The organism is Streptomyces sodiiphilus, assembly GCF_039529215.1.
Lineage (GTDB): Bacteria > Actinomycetota > Actinomycetes > Streptomycetales > Streptomycetaceae > Streptomyces > Streptomyces sodiiphilus.
This window is the reverse complement of the sequence record NZ_BAAAMJ010000068.1, coordinates 1-18,153: the sequence shown is the minus strand read 5'-3', so window position 1 is coordinate 18,153 and position 18,153 is coordinate 1. Positions and strand designations below refer to the sequence as shown.

Below are 18,153 nucleotides of genomic sequence, written 5' to 3'. Positions count from 1 at the left end.
GTAGGGAGGAGAAACTACCGTCGTCAATGAAGGCATCTTCCCAGCTTCCCGGTTTCCCTGCCGGTTCACACCCTCGTTCGGCCAGACTGGCTCTGCGCCGCCCCTTCGCTCGTATTGGGGTTTGCAATGGATGTCTCCTTCCTCGGTGGCCCCCGGCCACAGCGTGGCGTGGGCATCGTCGCGCCCTTCGACTTCGCCCTCGACCGCGAACTGTGGCGATGGGTGCCCGACGACGTGTCCCTCCATCTGACGCGGACGCCCTTCGTCCCGGTCGAGGTCAGTCTCGACCTGGCCCGGATCGTCAGCGAGCACGAAACCCTGCGGGAAGCTGTGCGGGCGCTGTGCGCGGTGAGTCCCGAGGTCGTGGCCTACGCCTGCACCTCGGGGAGCTTCGTGGGCGGCGGGGCGGGAGAGCGGGCGATGTCCGCGGCGATGGCCCAGGCCGGCGAGGTGCCCGCGCTGACCACTTCGGGGGCGCTGCTCTCCGCCCTGCGCGAGCTGGATGCCCGGCGTGTCGCCGTTGTCACCCCCTACACGAAGTCGGTCACCGACGCGCTGGAGGATTACCTCTCGGACGCGGGCATCGAGGTCAGCGGGCGCAGCTACCTCGGGCTCACCCGGGAGATCTGGCGGGTGGGGTACCGCGAGGTCGTCGAGATGGCCCGGGACGCGGTGGCCGAGGACTCCCCGGACGCGCTCTTCATCAGCTGCACCAACCTGCCCACCTACGACGCGATCCCCCAGCTCGAGGCCGAGCTGCGGATGCCGGTGATCTCGGCGAACCAGGTCACGGTGTGGGCGGCCCTGCGGCGGATCGGCAAGGAGGCCGTCGGTCCCTACCAGGCGCTGCTGGACCCGGTGGCGCGGCGCGGACCGGCCGCCATGTCGGGCCTGCCGTCCCCAGCGGTCGACCCGGTTCCCGGTGGTCCGTCGCGGCCGCAGGAGCCGGAGGCGGCCCTGGCCGGCTCGGCGCTTCCCGAGGAAGGGCCGGTGGACGCCGCCGATCCGCCGGTGCCTCCGTACCCGGAGGATCCCGGCGGCCCGGGACCGCACTGACCGCCTTCTCCCGCCTCTCCTCCGGCACCGGCTCACTGCCGGTGCCGGAGGAGGGGCGGGAGCGCGCACGGCCGGTGGCCGGGGGGCGGCGGCGCACCGGGCCCACCCGTGTGGGCTATTGCCCGCGCACCGGAGCGGGCCGGACCGTGGCAGACGGACGGGACGAAAGACACGAGAGGCGCAGGCATGACACTCGCGGCAGGGAACACCGCCGGCTTTCTCTACCCCGGCTACTCGGCGGAGGACGAGTTCCCGCGGATGGAGAAGATGCTCAACGAGGCGGGCGCGGACGTCCGTCTCCCCCTGGTGCACACCGACATCGGCACCGACGCGCACAGGGTGGACGCCCTGCTGGAGATGGGCTCGGTGGCCCGTCTGGCGGCGAAGACCGGTGAGGTGAAGGAGCACGGCGCGCAAGCCGTCGTGTGGGCGTGCACCAGCGGCAGCTTCGTCTTCGGCTGGGAAGGCGCGCACCAGCAGGTCCGGGACCTGTCGCGGGTGGCCGGCCTGCCGGCCTCCAGTACCTCTTTCGCCTTCGCGCACGCCGTGCGGCACATCGGGGCGGGGCGGGTCGCGATCGCGGCCACCTATCCGGAGGACGTGGCCGAGCTGTTCGCCGTCTTCCTCAGGGCGGCGGGCACCGAGGTCACCGGGATGCGCGGCAGCGGCATCATCACTGCGGCGGAGGTCGGCACCTGGAGTCGTGAACAGGTCCTGGAACTCGCCAGGGCCGGTGACGACCCGTCGGCCGACGCGGTGCTGCTGCCGGACACCGCGCTGCACACCGCCGAGTGGCTGACCGATCTGGAGCAGGAGCTGGGCAAGCCGGTGCTCACCGCCAACCAGGTGACCGCGTGGGAAGGGCTGCGTCTGCTGGGCCGCACGGAGACCTGCCCCCGGCTGGGCACGCTGTTCGGCGGGCACTGACCGCCCCGGGTACACCCGGACCGGGTCCGGCGGACCGTCCCTCTGCGGGCGGTCCGCCGGACCCGGCCCGGCCGGGAGTCAGGCTGCCGGGGGGCAGGGGATGAGCAGGTCCGCCACCCGGTCCGCCGCCAGCGGCCGGGACCAGTGCCAGCCCTGACCGCTGTCGCAGCCGATCCGGCGCAGCCGCTCGGCCTGTGCCGGCCCCTCCACACACTCGGCGGTGACGGTGATCCCCAGCTTGTGGGCGAGGTCCACCAGCGAGGTGACGATCGTCTCGTCCGCGCTGCTGAGGTGCCGGGCGGTGCGGAAGCCGCGCACAAAGGTGCCGTCCAGCTTCAGGGTGCGCACCGGCAGCCGGCTCAGATAGGCGAGGTTGGAGTAGCCGGTGCCGAAGTCGTCGATGGCGATCCGCACGCCCATGTCCGACAGCGCCCGCAGGGCTTCCAGCGGCCGCCCGCCGGAGCCCATCACGGCCGACTCGGTCAGCTCCAGCTGGAGCAGTCCCGGCGGCAGCTCGGACTCGGCGAGCACCCGGCGGACATCGGCGACCAGGTCGGAGTCCCACACCTGCCGCACCGCCACGTTGACACTGACGAACGGCGGCGGGCCGCCATGCGTGAGCTGCCATCCACGGGCCTGCCGGCAGGCCTCGGTGAGCACCCAGCGTCCGAGCGGGACGATGGCGCCGTTCTCCTCCGCGAGCCCGATGAAGCGGTCCGGGGTGAGCGTGCCGAACTCGGGGTGCCGCCAGCGCACCAGCGCCTCGAAGCCGCACAGGGTGTTGTCGGCGAGCGAGACGATGGGCTGGTACTCCAGGACGAACTCCCCGCGGTCGATCGCCTGGCGCAGCGACGCGGAGAGGTTCTGCCGCGTCATGCGGTGGGCGTTGCGCTCGGGATCGAAGAGGGCCCAGCGCGCCTTGCCGTCCGCCTTGGCCCAGTAGAGCGTGGTGTCGGCGGCCTGCATCAGCCCGGTTGCGCTGGTGCCCGCGCACTCGCGCTCCACGACTCCGATGCTCGCGGAGACCGACACCCGGCGTCCCTCCAGGTCGAAGGGGCGCTGCAGCGCGTCGAGCACCGTCTCGGCCAGGGCGGTGAGCTGCCGGGTGCCGGTCGAGTTCTCGACCAGCAGGGCGAACTCGTCCCCGCCGAGCCGGGCCACCAGATGACCTCCGGCTCCGGTGTGCGCGGCGCACTGGGCGAGCCGCCGGGCGGCGGCGTCCAGCAGCTGGTCGCCGACCCGGTGTCCCAGGGTGTCGTTGACGGCCTTGAAGTCGTCCAGGTCGAGGCAGCACAGGCCGATGCGGCCGGATTCGGACTCGGCGAGCGCGGCGGTCAGCCGCTCGAAGAACAGCACCCGGTTGGGCAGTCTGGTGACCGGGTCGTGCACCTGGAGATGACGCAGGCGCTCCTGAAGCTCCCGGTGCTCGCTGATGTCGGAGACGGTCAGCAGCGCTCCGCCGGCGCCTTCCCGGCCGAGCGGAAGCACGGTGATCTCCGTCCACAGGGCATGGCCGTCGCGGTGTTTGAGCCGCCGGGTGCAGCGCAGCCGGTCACCCTTTCCGCGCAGCACCGCCTGGTACGTCGCACGGGTCCGGCCGTCCGGGCCGAGGCCCGCGACGGTGTCGGCGCTCCGTCCGGTGAGCTCGCCCGGATCTCTGCCGAGCAGGGCACCCAGCGCGCGGTTGGCCACCAGCACATGGCCGGACCGGCCGACGAGTGCCATGGGCAGCGCGGAGCTGTGGAAGGCGGCCCGGTAGTCGCCCCGGGTCTCACTCTCCGTGATGGTTGGGGTGGCGGTCTCGGTGCCGCCTCCGGGATCATGGCCCGGTCCGTCGAGGGGTGCGTTCACTGATCGCTCCCGGAGGGACTGGTCGCGTGCGGATGGCGTCGGACGGGCTCCTCGACGGCCCGCGCGGGCCATCCGCGCTGGAAATGTGCCGATCATAGAGGCTTTGGGACCTGCCGAGCCAGTGCGCCGTGCGCGCCCCCCGGGTGGCCGCCCCGGTGGCGGCGGCAGTTTGTCGACCGCTTGATCGTTTCTGCTCGATGGCTGATCCTTCCGGAGCGCTTACGCCTGAACATTACGCAGTGTGAATATCGGGCATTGGTCCGACCGGCCCAGCCTGAGAGGTGCGTAACGGGCATATCGCCCACAGTGGTGGCGGTGTTCCGATGGGCGGCGGGAGGTCCGCGTGGTGCGAGCGGCTGCGTTCGGGGAGTCCTCGGGGACCCGCTCGGCGGGGCGCCGGCGCTGCCCCTGGCTGCGGTCCGCGGCGATCCTCGGGGCATTGGCCGTGCTCATCGGCAGCGCCCTGACCGCCGGGCCCGGAGGGGACGCCGTGGCCGACGAGCCGTGCACCCTGGCGCGCACCGGCATCCACCACTCCCTGGGGGTGGACTCCTGGGACGAGAGCTACCGGCGCCCGGACGGCACGGTGACGGCGGTGATGCTCTTCCTCTCGTTCCCCGACGCCGATCCGGTGGCCGACCCCGGGGACCTGGCCGCGGAGTACTTCCCCGCGACCTCGGAGTTCTTCCACCGCGCCTCGTACGGAGCGGTCCGCCTGGAGCCGCACGTGGTGCCGCGGTGGGCGCGGATGCCGGGCACCTCGCGGTCCTACGGGATCAGCCGGGACTGGGACCCGCGACTGCGCTCGGCCTACCTGCGGGACGCCCTCGCCGCGGTCGGACCGCTGGTGGATGCGGGCGCCCACGACATCGTCTACCTGGTGGCGGACCCGGACGCGCCCGGCGTGGACTCCGATGCCACGAAGGTGGTGAACTTCGAGCGTCCTGTCGAGGTGGGCGGCGCGGAGATCAGCCGGCTCGTCACGGTGTTCGAGCGGCGTTCCCCCGACCGCAATGTGCTGGCCCACGAGACCGGCCATCTGTTCGATCTCCCGGATCTGTACAACCGTCCGGAGGGTGACATCGGGGATTGGGACACCCATGTGGGGGACTGGGACGTCATGGGCAGCCAGTTCGGTCTGGCACCGGAGCTGCTGGGGTGGCACAAGTGGAAGCTGGGCTGGCTGGGACCCGAGGTGATCGACTGCGTCCGGGGGGCGGGTACCTCCCGGCACACCCTGGAGCCGCTCGGGGCCCCGCTGGACCGTGAGTACCCCGCCGGCGACACCCGGATGGCGGTGGTGCCCCTGGGGACGCACGAGGCGCTGGTCGCCGAGGCCCGTACGCGGACCGGGAACGACGCGACGGCGTGCACGGAGGGCGTGCTGCTGTACCGGGTGCGCAGCGACGTGGCGTCCGGCGAGGGACCGGTCGAGGTGCTGGACGGCCATCCGGGCCCCGGCGCGTGCCACGGGAGCTCGGTGCACCCGCGGCTGGCGGACGCCCCGCTGGGCGCGGGGGAGGGTTTCCATCTGGTGGACGAGGGGGTGCGCGTGGAGGTCGGCGACCGGACCGCCTCCGGCGGCTGGCACCTCAAGATCGTGATCGATCCACCGGGCCGCACCCCTGCCGGGCCGGAGCACCGGGACTGAAACGTGCGGGACCTGTCCGGCCGCGCCCGGTCCTGCCCGAGAACGGGCGCGGCAGAGCGAAGGCCCCTCGTGTGGCGAGGGGCCTTCGGCCTTGCGTGCGCCGCCAGGGACTCGAACCCCGGACCCGCTGATTAAGAGTCAGCTGCTCTAACCAACTGAGCTAGCGGCGCCTGCTGACACAGAGACCTTAGCATCCGCACCGGCGACCGCGAAAATCGGTATGTCCGACCCTCAGCGCCGCCACCTGCGCCGACGCGCCGGGGCCTCAGGCGCGGGGCTGCCCGCGCAGCAGGTCCCGGCCGTACTCGATCATCTTCCCGGCGTAGTCCTCGGTCCAGCCGGCCCGGTCCGCGATCGCCGCGGCCGGCAGCCGGTCGAACCGCTTCGGATCCGCGAGCTGGGCGGCGGCCATCGCCTGGAACTCCACGGCCCGGTCGGCCGCGGTCCGGAACGCCACGGCCAGCTCCGTCGACCGGGCCAGCAGCTCCCGCGGATCGGTGATCGACTCCAGGTCGAAGAAGTGCTCCTGATCGGGCTGCCCGGCGGGCGGCTCGGAGAACAGTGCGGCCGGCCGCCGGAAGCGCGGGGCGCCACCGCGCGGCTCGGGATGCTGGCCGGGCTCGGACATCGGTTCTGCCTCCACGGTCGACGGTCCCCCTGGCGATGGTGCGGCGATCCATTGTGCCGCGCGAATCCGTCCTGTCCACCGGATCGCCGGGAGTCGCGGGAGGCCGCCGCCCGTACCGCACGGCCCGCCCGCCGGCGCCGGCCGGGGGACCGCCGGTGCCCGGGGTGCCACCCGCCCCTTCGCGTCAGCCGGCCCGTTCCCGGTCGCGCTGCCGGGCCAGGAAGCGGGCCACCTCCGGAACGGACCGGCAGGGCCGCAGCCGGCCGGCGGTTTCCCGCAGCATCCCGCTGATCCGGGTCGACTGCACCTGGCCGAGCAGGTCCAGCGAGCGGTGGCCGGCGGCCGCCGCCTCCTCCGCCTCCCCCTGGCCGGCCAGGTCACCGGCCAGTTCGGCCGAGAACAGGGCGGTGTTCCGCACGAAGTGCGGCTGCTGGAGTGCCACCGCCAGCCGGGCGCACCGGGCGGCTCGGGGCCAGTCCTCCAGGGCCGACCAGCACTGCGCCTCCAGCCCGGCGAGTTCGGCGGGGCCGAAGAAGGTCATCCATTCCGGGTCGGCCTCGTGCGGGCCGCGTTCGAAGAGAGTGCGGGCCCGGCCGAGGGCCTCCTCGCAGGCGCTCCGCTCCCGCATACCGGCCCAGCCGCCCGCCTCCCGCAGGGCGAGCAGTGACCGCAGCCGGTCGGAGGGCAGCCGCCGTGCGGCCTGCTGTCCCGCCTGGGCGGCACGCACGGCCTCCCGGGGGCGGTCCGCGTCACGGGCGAGGAAGGCGGTGTTGCAGAACGCGTGGGCCTCCAGGCCCAGGTCGCCGCTGACCCGGGCCGCTGCCAGCGCCTCGGCGTAGCTGGAGCGGGCGTCCGCGAACCGCCCGGAGTCGTGGGCCAGCCATCCGACGGTGATGGCCAGCTCACCGGCCCCGGAGTGCAGCCGGTCGCTGACTGCCTGCTGCCGGGCCCCGGCGTCCAGGAGTTCCTGGGCGGCCCGGAGGGACTCCCCGGCATGCCGGTAGAGGCCGTCGGCGCCGTACCGGTCGTCGGCGACCCGGATGTCCCGCACGGTCCGTTCCACCGCGGCGGCGTCCGCCGAGCCCGCCGGGCCGGGCGCGGCTGCGGCGGGGGCGGCTGCCCCCAGGGGGGTCAGGGATGCGACGGCGGCCGGTGCTGTGGCCATGAATGCGCGACGCAGCACGTCGCTCTCCTCGCTGTGCTCGGTGGTGCTGTACTCGGTGGTGCTGTGCTCGGGGGGAAGGTGCCCGGCGGTGCGGGCGGCGGACGCGCGCCGGCGTACGGCTTCTCGCGGCTCGAATCCCAGATCGGTCAGGGTCCGGCCCGGGAACATGTGACGGAAGACCCGTTCATAGGCATAGTTGGGGCAGCGGATCTCGCCGGCCTCCACCCGTCCGATGTAGCGGGCGTCGCAGGAGACCCGTTCCCCGATCTCCCGCGCCGCGCGCCGCACCGCCGCGGCGAACTCACCGGGCGAGAGAGGGCCCCGCAGCTCCCGGAAGACGCGGTTGGGACTCGTCGCCATGGCGGGACAGTACCGGCTGGCGAAACCAGGGATTGCCCCATGTGGGTGCAAAACGGATATTCGGCGTGCGGTCTGCCATGAACTGCCATCCTTTGCGGGGGTCCCCGGCCGTAGCCCTTGACAGCCGTGCCGCGTTGCACCTGGTGTACCGACAGTGCGGAGGAGGAGCCCCATCATGGTGGACACCGTCCCGGATACCGCCGGCCCACGGACAGCGTCCCGGCCCGACGGCCCCGATCTGATCACCGTCCCGGTCCGCGAGGGCCTGGAGGCCGTGGACGTCCTGCGGCTGCGCGACGGACTCGGTCCGGTCGTCCACGACAGCGGCAGCGACACGCTGACGTTCCTGGTCCCGGCCGGCACGTCCGGCCACTGGGACCTGCCGGCCAGCGTCTGCTCCCGGGCCGGGGCGGCCGCCCGCCCGTGCGGGGCGGGGCGTTCGTGGCTGGTGCCCCCCGGGGCCGCGGGGGTCCGCCCCTTCACCGACCCCGCCCGGCTGCGACGGGCGCTGATCGAGGCCACCCAGACCCTGGCGGTGGTCGAGGCCGCGTCCCTGCTGAGGTCCCTGCATACTGGGCCGGGTGGCGGGCAGCGGCGAACGGCGGCGTAGTGGCGGCAGGCGAGCGGTGACGGAGGAGGTCGGGGGCGGCCTGGCCCGGTTGCTTCCCGACCCGGACCGGCCGCGCGGCTGGGAACTGCTGCTGGACGGGGCGCCCCAGTCGCACGTCGATCTCGACGATCCCGCCCGGCTGTCCTACGCCTACCAGCGCCGCCTCGGCCACGTCGCCGACCTCGCCGGCCCCCCGGGCCGGCCGTTGTCGGTGCTGCACCTGGGCGGCGGCGCCCTCACCCTGGCCCGCTACATCGCCGTCACCCGGCCGCGCTCGGCCCAGCAGGTGGCCGAGCCGGACACCCGCCTCACCCAGCTCGTCCGCCGCGAGCTCCCGCTGCCCGGTGGCAGCCGCATACGGGTACGCGGCGCGGACGCCCGCGCCGTTCTGGAACGGACCCCTCAGGGCTGGGCGGACCTGGTCGTCGCGGACGTCTTCGAGGCCGCGCGCACGCCCGCCCACTGCACCAGTGCGGAGTTCCTGGACGCCGTCCGCGGCACGTTGCGCCACGGCGGGAGGTACGCGGCCAACATCACCGACGGCCCGCCCCTGCGTCACCTCCGCGCGCAGGTGGCCACCGTGCTCAGCCGCTTCCCGCATGTGTGCCTGGTCTCCGAGCCGGCGGTGCTGCGGGGCAGGCGGTTCGGCAACGCGGTCCTGATGGCGGGAGACACCCCGCTGCCGCACGCCTGCCTGGCCCGCCGCTGCGCCACCGACCCCCAGCCCGCCCGGCTGCTGACCGGCCGTGAGCTCGCGGACTTCACGGCGGGCGCGCCGGTGACCACCGACGCGACGGCAGGCGCCTCCCCGGCGCCGCCGCCCGGTACCTTCGGCTGATCCGGTTCACTCCTCGTGGGTCTCGATCACCGGTTCGTGGCCGTGCCAGGTGCAGAACACCGAGTGCGCGCCCTCCCCCGAGGAGAAGGTCACCCGGATCCACTGCTCCTGAGTCCACACCCGCATCTCCCAGCCGTGCTCGGGGGTCGCGGAGACCAGCGCGCAGGAGCCGGGCCCCACGTCGAACACGGCGCGGCCGCCGGCGGTGGCCACCGTCTCCACGTCACCGGGCGGGGCAGCGGACGGGGGCCGTGCGACGGACGCGCCGGGTGTCTCCGGCCCGCCCGGGGGCCCGCCCGCGGAGGCATCGGTGTCGGCCGGGCTTGTTCCCTCCTCCTCGCGTGGCTCGCCGGCGTCCGTGGGTTCCCCGTCGGCCGGCGGGCGCTGGGTGGACGAGGCGTCCGGCGCCGGGATGTCCTCCGGCTCCCCGGCCGGAGCGGCCAGTGGCACCGCACGAGGCGGATCGTGCGCCGCACCGGTGAGTACCGCGTGCACGCCGAACCAGGAAACGGTGCCGGCCGCGCCCGTGGCCGCCAGCCAGGCACCGGCATGCGCCAGTTGTCGTCGCATCAGGCTCACCCTAATGGCGTACGGTGCCGCGCATGGCTCACGTGCTCGTGGTCGAGGACGACCAGTTCGTCCGCTCGGCACTCATCCGGCATCTGACCGACGCCTCCCACACCGTCCGCAGCGTGGGCACCGCCCTCGAAGCGCTGCGCGAGGTCTCGCGGAGGGACTTCGACGTGGTGATCCTCGACCTGGGGCTCCCCGACCTGGACGGCGGGGAGGCACTGAAGATGCTGCGCGGCGTCACCGACGTGCCGGTCATCATCGCCACCGCGCGGGACGACGAGGCCGGCATCGTCCGGCTGCTCAACGACGGTGCCGACGACTACCTGGTCAAACCGTTCTCGGTGGAACACCTGGCCGCGCGGATGGCCGCCGTGCTGCGCCGGTCCCGCGGCGTGCGCGGCCCGGGACAGGACAGTGCGCTGCGGGTCGGCGGACTGGTCGTCGATCCGCTGCGGCGCCGGGCGGAGCTGGACGGAAGGGCGCTGGATCTCACCCGCCGGGAGTTCGACCTGCTGGCCTTCCTGGCAGCCCGGCCGGGTGTGGTGGTGGCCCGCAGGGAACTGCTCAGCGAGGTCTGGCAGCAGGCCTACGGGGACGACCAGACGATCGACGTCCACCTGTCCTGGCTGCGCCGGAAACTGGGCGAGACGGCGGCCCGGCCACGCTATCTGCACACGTTGCGCGGGGTCGGCGTGAAGCTGGAGGCGCCCGCGCCGGGACATCCGGCATGAGGTGGGCCCTGGTCCGGATCGCGCTGGCCGTCACCTCGATGGTCACGCTCGCCTTCGCGGTGCCGCTGGGGCTGGTGGTCAAGGAGATGGTCGGGGACCGGGCGCTCGCCGATGCCGAGCGGCAGGCGGCCGCCATCGGCCCGGCGCTGGCCATCACCACCGACCGGGAGCAGCTGCGGCGCGCGGTGGCCAGTACCCGGGCGGGTGCCGAGGGGCGGATCGCCGTGCACCTGCCGGCCGGCGGGGAGGGCCGGGAGGAAGAAGGCAGGGAGCGGGAGGGCGGCGACGAGGCGGGGGCGATCGGCCGGCACCGGGTCTCCGGCAGTGACCTGCGGGAGGCCGCGGAGCTGGGACGGGCCGCCACGGTCGAGGTGGAGGGCGGCGTCTCCCTGCTCCAGCCGACCGCTGTGGGCGGCGGCCGGATCGCGGTGGTCGAGGTTTTCGTCCCCGCCGCCGCGTTGACCGCCGGGGTCGGCACCTCCTGGCTGGTGCTGGCCGGGGTCGGGCTGGCGCTGGTGATCGGCTCGGTGGCGGTCGCCGACCGGCTGGGCCGGCGCACCGTCCGTCCGGCCGAGCAGCTGGCGAGTGCCGCGCGCGAGCTGGGGGAGGGGCGGCTGGAGGTCCGGGTACCCGAGCAGGGCCCGGCGGAACTCCGCGCCGCAGCGGCGGCGTTCAACGCGATGGCCGGCCAGGTGACGCGGCTGCTGGCCAACGAGCGGGAACTGGCCGCCGATCTCTCCCACCGGTTGCGGACCCCGCTGACGGTGCTGCGGCTGAACGCCGCCTCGCTGGGGGAGGGCGACGCGGCGGAGCAGACCCGGCAGGCCGTCGAGCACCTGGAGCGCGAGGTGGACGGCATCATCCGCGGCACCCGCGAGCAGCGGGCCGCGGTGGAGGGCGCCGTGCGGGAGCGGGCCGGGGGACGGCCGGCCGGAACGGACGCGGCCGCGGTGATCCGGGAGCGGATGGACTTCTGGTCGGCCCTGGCCGAGGACGAGGGGCGGCAGGTCCGGCTGGCGGGGGTGGACCGGCCGTTGCGGGTCCCGGTCGCGTCCGCCGAGCTCACGGCGGCGCTGGACGCACTGCTGGGCAACATCTTCCGGCACACCCCGGAGGGCACGCCGTTCGCGGTGGACGTCCACCACGTCGAGGCGGAGAACGCGGTCATCGTGCTGGTGTCGGACGCCGGGCCGGGCATCGCGGACCCCGCGGCGGCGCTGCGCCGTGGCCACGGGGACGGCGGCCCGGGATCGACGGGCCTGGGGCTGGACATCGTCCGCCGGGTGGCGGAGTCCACCGGCGGCGATGTGACGGTGGGCCGCTCGGTGCTGGGCGGAGCCGAGGTGCGGCTGTGGCTCTCGCTGGAAGGCGCGCCCGGCGGCCCCCGGGCGGTCCGGCCGTCCCCTCCGGCGGCCGGGCCCGCCCGGGTAGCCGTCAGCCGGCGACGGGCAGCTCGCCCGACCCGATGACCCGGGAGTACCAGCGGGCGCTGGACTTCGGGATGCGCTGGAGCGTCTCGAAGTCCATGTAGACCATGCCGAAGCGCTTGCTGTAGCCGTAGGCCCACTCGAAGTTGTCCAGCAGGGACCACAGGAAGTAGCCGCGGACGTCGGCACCTCGGTGGATGGCCTCGTGCACCGCGGACAGGTGGCCGCGCACGTAGGCGATCCGCTCCGGGTCGTGCACCTGGCCGGAGGCGTCCGGCTTGTCGTCGAAGGCCGCGCCGTTCTCGGTCACGTAGATCGGCAGGCCGGGGGACTCGCCGTGGAACCGCAGCAGCAGGTCGGTCAGACCGGTGGGGTCGATGCTCCACCCCATCTCGGTCAGCTCGCCCGGGTGCTGGTGGAACACCACGTTCTCCGACCCGACCCAGGGGGAGTGGGAGGAGGAGCCGTGGCCGTCGTGGCCCTTGACGGCCTCGTCCCCGGTGGGGGCCGATACCAGGGTCGGGCAGTAGTAGTTGATGCCCAGGGAGTCCAGCGGCCGGCAGATGGCGGCCAGGTCGGAGTCCCGCACGAAGGACCAGTCGGTGACGTGGGAGGTGTCCGCCAGCAGGTCCTCGGGGTAGGCGCCGTGCAGCAGCGGGCCGGAGAAGATCCGGGTCTGCAGGGCGTCGATGCGCCGGGCGGCGTCCGCGTCCGCCTCCGAGTCCGAGTACGGGCGCACCACTCCGGGGTTGAGGGTGACGGACACCTCGGCGGTGCGCGGCAGGACCGACCGCAGGGCCGCGGTGCCCAGCCCGTGCGCCAGGTTGAGGTGGTGGGCCGAGCGCAGTACCGACTCCGGTTCGGTCCGGCCCGGGGCGTGCACCCCGGAGCCGTAGCCGAGGAACGACGAGCAGAACGGCTCGTTGAGTGTGGTCCACATCTGCACACGGTCGCCGAGGGCCTCGCCGACGAGTCGCGCGTACTCGGCGAACCGCTCGGCGGTCTCCCGCTCGGGCCAGCCGCCGGCGTCCTCCAGCTCCTGGGGAAGGTCCCAGTGATAGAGGGTGAGCACTGGCTTGATCTCGCGGTCCAGCAGTCCGTCGACGAGCCGTCGGTAGAAGTCCAGGCCGCGCTGGACCGCCGGTCCCCGGCCGGTGGGCTGCACCCGCGACCAGGAGACCGAGAACCGGTAGGCGCCCAGGCCGAGCTCGGACATCAGGTCGATGTCGTCCTGCCACCGGTTGTAGTGGTCGCAGGCCACGTCGCCGGTGTCGCCCGCGAGCACCTTGCCGGGGGTGTGGCTGAAGGTGTCCCAGATGGAGGGGGTGCGACCGCCCTCGCGGGCGCCTCCTTCGATCTGGTAGGCGGCGGTGGCCGAACCCCAGACGAAGTCGGAGGGGAAGACGCGGGGTTTGTTTTCAGTCATGGAAGCGCTCCCATTTACGGGTGTCGTTGAAGAGTGCGAGGCCGTGCGAGGGGCCGGCTCAGCCCTTGATGGCGCCGTGCATGATGCCTCCGACGATCTGTCTGCCGAACAGGGCGAAGGCGATCAGCAGGGGCAGCGTGCCCAGCAGCGCGCCGGCCATGATGACGCCCTGGTCGGGCACGTAGCCGCGGCCCAGACCGGTCAGGGCGACCTGGACGGTCGGGTTCTGCTGGGTGAGCGCGATGATCGGCCAGAAGAACTCGTTCCAGGCCATCACGAATGTCAGCATGCCCAGCACCGCCATGGCCGGCCTGGCCACGGGGAACACCACGTGCCACACCACCCGCAGGCTGTGCGCACCGTCCACCCGGGCCGCCTCGATCAGCTCGGTCGGCAGGGCCTGGCTCAGGTACTGCCGCATGAAGAAGACGCCGAAGGCGCTCACCATCATCGGCAGGATGACCGCCTGCAGGTGGTTGGTCCACTGCAGTTCGGCGATCGCCATGAACAGCGGCACGACGCTCAGCTGCGGCGGGACCATCATGGTGCCGATCACCAGCAGCAGCAGGAAGTTCTTCGCCCGGAACTGCAGCTTGGCGAACGCGAACCCGGCCAGGGTGGCGAACAGCACGGTGCTCACCGTGATGGTGCTCGCGACGAACAGCGTGTTGTACAGCGCCAGCCCCATGTTGGCGGTGTTCCACGCCTGGTCCAGGTTGGACCACAGCTCGCCGCCGAACCAGAAGGGCGGCGGCGTCTGGGCCAGCCGGGTGTTGGTGTGCGAGGCGGCGAACGCGGTCCACACCAGCGGGAACAGCGACCCGATGGTGAACAGGATGAGGATGACGTAGGTCAGCCAGCCCGCGTGCAGCGTCCGGCCGGCGCTGCCCGCCTTCGCCCTGCGGCGCCGGCGTCCCGAAGGCGGACGGGGAGGTGTCGGTTCAGTGGCCCGCTGAGGGCCCGGAGCCGGCCGTACGGTCGCACCGCTCATGGTCAGGCCCCCTTTCCGGTACTGCGTCCGATCCAGCGGGCCACGGCCCAGTAGAGCAGACCGATGATGATCAGGATCAGGAACATCGCCCAGGCGATCGCGGAGGCCCGGCCGAGGTTGTAGAAGGACCAGCCCACCTCGTACAGATGGAGGCCCAGCGTCTGGTACTGGTGCTGGGACCCGCCGGAGGGAGTGCCGCCGAAGAGCAGCGGCTCACCGAAGAGCTGGGTGGCCCCGATGGTGGAGACCACCACCGTGAACAGGATGGTCGGCCGCAGCGAGGGGATCGTCACATGGATGAACTGCTGCCAGCGCGAGGCCCCGTCCAGTGCCGCGGACTCGTACAGGTCGTTGGGCACGGCCTGCATGGCGGCCAGGTAGATCAGCGTGTTGTAGCCGGTCCACCGCCAGATCACGATGGTGGACACCGCGAACTGGGAGGTCCATGTCCCGGCTTCCCAGGCGATCTTGTCGATGCCCACCAGCCCCAGCGCCCAGTTGATCATGCCGTAGTCGCGCCCGTAGAGCATGGCGAAGACCAGGGTGGCGGCGGCGACCGAGGTGGCGTACGGGGTCAGCATCGCGACCCGGAAGAACATGCTGTTGCGCAGCTTGTAGTTGAGCAGGTGCGCCAGCATCAGCGCCATCAGCAGCTGCGGCACCGTGGCGATGAGGCCGATGGTGAAGGTGTTGCGCAGGGCGTTCCAGAAGAACTCGTCGCTCAGCAGCCGGGTGTAATTGTGCAGCCCGGCCCACTCCATGGTGGTGGGCTGCTGCAGCGTCACCCGGTGCAGGGACGCCCAGCCTGTGAAGATCAGCGGAAAGAGCCCGAACGCCCCGAAGAACAGGAAGAACGGGGCGATGAACGCGTACGGGCTCCACTTGGTGTCCCGCATATAGCGGCGGGAGCGGCGCCGGGCGCGGCGCTGCTCCTTCGGGTCGGGTGATGAGGCGGTGGGCGGGGCCGCGCCCCCCAGCTTCGTGGGGGGCGCGGCGGCGCGGTGATCAGTCGTCATGGCTCTCTGTCCGGGTCGGGTCAGTCGGCCAGGGCGTTCTCGATGCGGCGGACGGTGGCGTCCCAGGCGTCGTCGGGGGACTCGCCCTGCTGCTCGATCATGACCAGACCGTCGGTCAGCGACTCACGGATCGTCTGGTTCCGCGGGCCGACGATGATCGTCGGGATGCCCTGCGCGGCGTCGGAGAAGATCTGGCCGATCGGAGCTCCGCGGAAGTAGTCGTGCGTCGTGTCCTGGACGTCGGGGGAGTCCTGTGCGGTGGCCGAGCTCGGGAAGTTGCCCTGGGTGTTGAACAGCTTGGCCTGCTGTTCGGGCGCGGTCAGCCAGTTGGCGAGCTTGACGGCCTCGTCCTGGTTCTTGGAGGCCTCCGGGACGGCGAGGAAGGAACCGCCCCAGTTCGCCGGACGGGGGGCAGCGGCGACGTCCCAGTTGCCCTCGCCGTCCTGGCCGGCCTTGTCCTGGATGTAGGCGAGCATCCAGGCCGGGCAGGAGATGGTGGCGAAGTCACCGTTGGAGAAGGCGCGGTTCCACTCCTCGGAGAACTGGTCCTGGCCGGCGCTCATCTCCGCCTCGGCCACCGCGACGCCCAGGTCCCAGGCGTTCTGCACGGCCTCGCTCTCCTGGTAGATGACCTCGCCGTCGGCGCTGTACATCTGCTCGGAGAAGCTGTTGAGGACGGCGTTGAACATGCCGCCGGCGGAGTCGACGTAGGCGATGTCGCTCGGCGTGTTCTCCATGAACCGCTCGCCGACCTCAATGTACTGAGCCCAGTCGTCCGCCCACAGCTGCCCGACCTCCTCGCGGTCGGTGGGCAGGCCCGCCTCCTCGAAGCGGTCGGTGCGATAGCAGATGGCCATCGGGCCGATGTCGGTGCCGAAGCCGATGGTCCGGCCGTCCTGGCTGGTGGCCTGGTCGCGCTTCCACTCCACGAAGTGGTCCAGGTCGGCGTGCTCGGAGTCGTTGAGGTTCACCCAGTACTGGCCGAGGTCGTTGGCCATCTCGTAGATGTTGTCGACCTCGATGGCCTGGATGTCGCTCAGGCCGCTGCCGGTGGGCAGCCGGGTGATCAGCTGCTGGTAGTAGTCCCGGTTCTCCTGGATCGAGTTCTGCTCGATCTTGACGTGCGGGTTCTCGTCCATGTACTCGTCGTACAGCTCGGTGAAGTCCATCTGACCGAAGACGCCGACGGAGATCGTGACGTCGCCCGAGCCGTTGCCGCCGTCGCCTCCGCCGTTGTCGTCGCTGCCGCAGGCAGCGAGCAGGCTGGTCCCCAGGGCGGCGGCGATGCCCGCCGCGACGGCTCTGCTGGTCCGGCTGTGCCGGTGGGGCGTACGGGTTGTCCTGCGCATGGTGGTCGTCCTCCTGGCGGTGACGTTGCCTTTCCCGGCCGGTGTCTGGTGCGGCACGTGGGGGTGGGCCCGGGCTCGGAACGTACGGGTTCTGTAGGGTTTGACGGGAGTGGGAGCGCTCCCAACGGTGATGGGTTGAACATTTCCCGACCCCCCGACGGGTGTCAAGCCGTCAGACATAACGTCCTGGTTTCCGTGATGTAGTTGGACCCTGGGCGACCACCGGAGGAAACGATGACGATGGTTAGGCGCGGCAGCGGCCGCGGCGGAAGACCGACACTGGAACAGGTCGCGGCCCGCGCGGGGGTGGGCCGCGGGACCGTGTCGCGGGTGATCAACGGATCGCCGCGGGTGAGCGACCGGACCCGGGCCGCCGTGGAGCGGGCCATCAAGGATCTCGGCTACGTGCCGCATCAGGCGGCCCGCACCCTGGCCGCCAACCGGGCGGACGCCATCGCGCTGGTGGTGCCCGAGCCGGAGGCCCGGCTCTTCGCCGAGCCGTACTTCTCGGGCATCATCCGCGGGGTCAGCGCCGAGCTGGCGGACACCGACATCCAGCTCCTGCTCACCCTGATCCGCACCCCCAAGGAGCGGCAGCGCTTCGCGCAGTACGCCTCCGGCCACCGGGTGGACGGGGTGCTGATGGTCTCCGTGCACGGCGAGGACCCGCTGCCCGACGAGCTGTCCCGGATCGGGATGCCGGCGGTGATGAACGGCCGCCGCTCGGCGGAGGAGTCCTTCCCGCACGTCGACTGCGACAACTTCGGCGGCGCGCAGCTCGCGGTGGAGCACCTGCTGGGCCGGGGCAGGCGCACGGTGGCGACCATCACCGGTCCGCTTGACATGTACGCCGCCCAGTGCCGTCTGGAGGGCTACCGCGAGGCGATGCGGGCGGCCGGCCGGCCCGACGCCGCCGCCCTGGTGGCGCACGGGGACTTCTCCGAGGAGAGCGGCCACGCGGCGATGCACGAGCTGCTCGGGCGCCGGCCCGATCTGGACGCGGTCTTCTGCGCCTCCGACCTGATGGCTGTCGGTGCCCGCCGTGCACTGCGGGAGCTGGGCAGGTCGGTCCCGGAGGACGTGGCCCTGGTGGGCGTCGACGACTCGGCCATGGCCCGGCACATGGACCCGCCGCTGACCAGCCTCCGCCAGCCGCTGGAGGAGATGGGCCGGGCCATGACCCGGGCGCTGCTCGCGCAGATCCGCGGAGAGGCCAAGGAGAGCGCCCGGATGGTACTGCCCACCGAGTTGGTGCGGCGGACTTCGTCGTAGCCGGGCGGCGGGCGCTGTCCCGCTGTCCGGCTGCGCCGCCGGGCGTGCGGGGCGGCGGTGGCGGTTCGGGGGAGATTCGCCGCCCGGACCGGCAACGTGCCCCCGGTCCGGAGACCTCTCGGGTGGCGCCATGCGTTCATGTCCTGAACGCGGGCCGCCCCCGGCACCTCGGGTGCCGGGGGCGGAATGGTCACCGGCCGACTGCCGGTATCTCACCGGAAGCCGTACCGGGTTCCACCGCTGTCAGTTGACGGGCGGGTGGGCGTTGGCGAGGAGTTCCTG

At 72.6% G+C, this 18,153-nt stretch carries 16 protein-coding genes and 1 tRNA gene; 8 read left to right on the top strand and 9 right to left on the bottom strand.

Annotation, left to right across the window (positions count from 1 at the left end; genetic code table 11):
* Window positions 1-126 precede the first annotated feature (126 nt).
* On the top strand, window positions 127-1,056 hold the full coding sequence (locus tag ABD299_RS21885; RefSeq protein ID WP_344265427.1) for a maleate cis-trans isomerase family protein: 930 nt from the start codon (window positions 127-129) through the stop codon (window positions 1,054-1,056).
* Window positions 1,057-1,242: 186 nt separating this feature from the next.
* Window positions 1,243-1,983 (top strand): maleate cis-trans isomerase family protein, encoded by a 741-nt coding sequence (locus tag ABD299_RS21880; RefSeq protein ID WP_344265424.1) that lies wholly within the window; start codon window positions 1,243-1,245, stop codon window positions 1,981-1,983.
* A 78-nt stretch (window positions 1,984-2,061) separates the two neighbouring features.
* On the opposite strand, the gene ABD299_RS21875 is transcribed toward ABD299_RS21880, so the two are convergent.
* Complete coding sequence (locus ABD299_RS21875) at window positions 2,062-3,906, bottom strand: putative bifunctional diguanylate cyclase/phosphodiesterase (RefSeq protein WP_425581391.1); 1,845 nt, start codon at window positions 3,904-3,906, stop codon at window positions 2,062-2,064.
* 274 nt (window positions 3,907-4,180) lie between these two features.
* Here ABD299_RS21875 and ABD299_RS21870 point away from each other — a divergent pair, with 274 nt between their 5' ends.
* Window positions 4,181-5,485 carry a M6 family metalloprotease domain-containing protein gene (locus tag ABD299_RS21870; protein ID WP_425581396.1) on the top strand — a complete coding sequence of 435 codons (1,305 nt, stop codon included), beginning with the start codon at window positions 4,181-4,183 and terminating at the stop codon, window positions 5,483-5,485.
* A 96-nt stretch (window positions 5,486-5,581) separates the two neighbouring features.
* Here the strand turns inward: ABD299_RS21870 and ABD299_RS21865 are convergent.
* The 3 genes from ABD299_RS21865 to ABD299_RS21855 all read right to left on the bottom strand — a co-directional run bounded on the left by ABD299_RS21865 (window position 5,582) and on the right by ABD299_RS21855 (window position 7,638).
* Window positions 5,582-5,655: transfer RNA gene (locus ABD299_RS21865), tRNA-Lys, on the bottom strand.
* A 95-nt stretch (window positions 5,656-5,750) separates the two neighbouring features.
* Window positions 5,751-6,113 (bottom strand): hypothetical protein, encoded by a 363-nt coding sequence (locus tag ABD299_RS21860; RefSeq protein ID WP_344265421.1) that lies wholly within the window; start codon window positions 6,111-6,113, stop codon window positions 5,751-5,753.
* 184 nt (window positions 6,114-6,297) lie between these two features.
* Window positions 6,298-7,638 (bottom strand): NsdA family TPR-like regulatory protein, encoded by a 1,341-nt coding sequence (locus tag ABD299_RS21855; RefSeq protein WP_344265418.1) that lies wholly within the window; start codon window positions 7,636-7,638, stop codon window positions 6,298-6,300.
* A 175-nt stretch (window positions 7,639-7,813) separates the two neighbouring features.
* Between ABD299_RS21855 and ABD299_RS21850 the strand changes: the two genes are divergently transcribed.
* Entirely contained in the window at window positions 7,814-8,248 is a 435-nt protein-coding gene (locus tag ABD299_RS21850; RefSeq protein WP_344265416.1) for a hypothetical protein, read from the top strand.
* Window positions 8,249-8,264: 16 nt separating this feature from the next.
* Complete coding sequence (locus ABD299_RS21845) at window positions 8,265-9,086, top strand: spermidine synthase (RefSeq protein WP_344265414.1); 822 nt, start codon at window positions 8,265-8,267, stop codon at window positions 9,084-9,086.
* A gap of 6 nt (window positions 9,087-9,092) precedes the next feature.
* On the opposite strand, the gene ABD299_RS21840 is transcribed toward ABD299_RS21845, so the two are convergent.
* On the bottom strand, window positions 9,093-9,656 hold the full coding sequence (locus tag ABD299_RS21840) for a hypothetical protein (RefSeq protein WP_344265412.1): 564 nt from the start codon (window positions 9,654-9,656) through the stop codon (window positions 9,093-9,095).
* Window positions 9,657-9,688: 32 nt separating this feature from the next.
* On the opposite strand from ABD299_RS21840, the gene ABD299_RS21835 reads away from it, so the two are divergent.
* Both ABD299_RS21835 and ABD299_RS21830 read left to right on the top strand, forming a co-directional pair.
* The gene (locus tag ABD299_RS21835) at window positions 9,689-10,390 is read left to right on the top strand and encodes a response regulator transcription factor (protein ID WP_344265409.1); all 702 of its coding nucleotides are present in this window, start codon (window positions 9,689-9,691) and stop codon (window positions 10,388-10,390) included.
* Complete coding sequence (locus tag ABD299_RS21830) at window positions 10,387-11,859, top strand: sensor histidine kinase (protein WP_344265406.1); 1,473 nt, start codon at window positions 10,387-10,389, stop codon at window positions 11,857-11,859. Before ABD299_RS21835 ends, ABD299_RS21830 begins: the two co-directional genes overlap by 4 nt.
* Here the strand turns inward: ABD299_RS21830 and ABD299_RS21825 are convergent.
* From ABD299_RS21825 to ABD299_RS21810, 4 genes are read right to left on the bottom strand one after another with little or no spacing between them, the layout of a single operon-like run.
* Window positions 11,825-13,243 (bottom strand): GH1 family beta-glucosidase, encoded by a 1,419-nt coding sequence (locus ABD299_RS21825; protein WP_344265404.1) that lies wholly within the window; start codon window positions 13,241-13,243, stop codon window positions 11,825-11,827. The two genes, ABD299_RS21830 and ABD299_RS21825, sit on opposite strands and share 35 nt — an antisense overlap.
* A 58-nt stretch (window positions 13,244-13,301) precedes the next feature.
* Window positions 13,302-14,234: a carbohydrate ABC transporter permease gene (locus tag ABD299_RS21820; RefSeq protein WP_344265402.1), complete on the bottom strand. Its 933-nt coding sequence runs from the start codon at window positions 14,232-14,234 to the stop codon at window positions 13,302-13,304.
* A gap of 2 nt (window positions 14,235-14,236) precedes the next feature.
* A complete protein-coding gene (locus ABD299_RS21815; protein WP_344265400.1) occupies window positions 14,237-15,250 on the bottom strand; it encodes a carbohydrate ABC transporter permease in 1,014 nt (337 codons plus the stop codon).
* A gap of 20 nt (window positions 15,251-15,270) precedes the next feature.
* Complete coding sequence (locus ABD299_RS21810) at window positions 15,271-16,599, bottom strand: ABC transporter substrate-binding protein (RefSeq protein WP_344265397.1); 1,329 nt, start codon at window positions 16,597-16,599, stop codon at window positions 15,271-15,273.
* Window positions 16,600-16,833: 234 nt separating this feature from the next.
* On the opposite strand from ABD299_RS21810, the gene ABD299_RS21805 reads away from it, so the two are divergent.
* Complete coding sequence (locus tag ABD299_RS21805) at window positions 16,834-17,871, top strand: LacI family DNA-binding transcriptional regulator (RefSeq protein ID WP_344265394.1); 1,038 nt, start codon at window positions 16,834-16,836, stop codon at window positions 17,869-17,871.
* The last annotated feature ends 282 nt before the right edge of the window (window positions 17,872-18,153 follow it).

What these genes read in the sequence shown, in the direction of transcription:
- ABD299_RS21885 (WP_344265427.1), top strand. Translation starts at nt 127, where the DNA reads ATGGATGTCTCCTTCCTCGGTGGCCCCCGGCCACAGCGTGGCGTGGGC.
- ABD299_RS21880 (WP_344265424.1), top strand. Translation starts at nt 1,243, where the DNA reads ATGACACTCGCGGCAGGGAACACCGCCGGCTTTCTCTACCCCGGCTAC.
- ABD299_RS21875 (WP_425581391.1), bottom strand. Translation starts at nt 3,906, where the DNA reads ATGGCCCGCGCGGGCCGTCGAGGAGCCCGTCCGACGCCATCCGCACGC.
- ABD299_RS21860 (WP_344265421.1), bottom strand. Translation starts at nt 6,113, where the DNA reads ATGTCCGAGCCCGGCCAGCATCCCGAGCCGCGCGGTGGCGCCCCGCGC.
- ABD299_RS21855 (WP_344265418.1), bottom strand. Translation starts at nt 7,638, where the DNA reads ATGGCGACGAGTCCCAACCGCGTCTTCCGGGAGCTGCGGGGCCCTCTC.
- ABD299_RS21850 (WP_344265416.1), top strand. Translation starts at nt 7,814, where the DNA reads ATGGTGGACACCGTCCCGGATACCGCCGGCCCACGGACAGCGTCCCGG.
- ABD299_RS21840 (WP_344265412.1), bottom strand. Translation starts at nt 9,656, where the DNA reads ATGCGACGACAACTGGCGCATGCCGGTGCCTGGCTGGCGGCCACGGGC.
- ABD299_RS21835 (WP_344265409.1), top strand. Translation starts at nt 9,689, where the DNA reads ATGGCTCACGTGCTCGTGGTCGAGGACGACCAGTTCGTCCGCTCGGCA.
- ABD299_RS21830 (WP_344265406.1), top strand. Translation starts at nt 10,387, where the DNA reads ATGAGGTGGGCCCTGGTCCGGATCGCGCTGGCCGTCACCTCGATGGTC.
- ABD299_RS21825 (WP_344265404.1), bottom strand. Translation starts at nt 13,243, where the DNA reads ATGACTGAAAACAAACCCCGCGTCTTCCCCTCCGACTTCGTCTGGGGT.
- ABD299_RS21820 (WP_344265402.1), bottom strand. Translation starts at nt 14,234, where the DNA reads ATGAGCGGTGCGACCGTACGGCCGGCTCCGGGCCCTCAGCGGGCCACT.
- ABD299_RS21815 (WP_344265400.1), bottom strand. Translation starts at nt 15,250, where the DNA reads ATGACGACTGATCACCGCGCCGCCGCGCCCCCCACGAAGCTGGGGGGC.
- ABD299_RS21810 (WP_344265397.1), bottom strand. Translation starts at nt 16,599, where the DNA reads ATGCGCAGGACAACCCGTACGCCCCACCGGCACAGCCGGACCAGCAGA.
- ABD299_RS21805 (WP_344265394.1), top strand. Translation starts at nt 16,834, where the DNA reads ATGACGATGGTTAGGCGCGGCAGCGGCCGCGGCGGAAGACCGACACTG.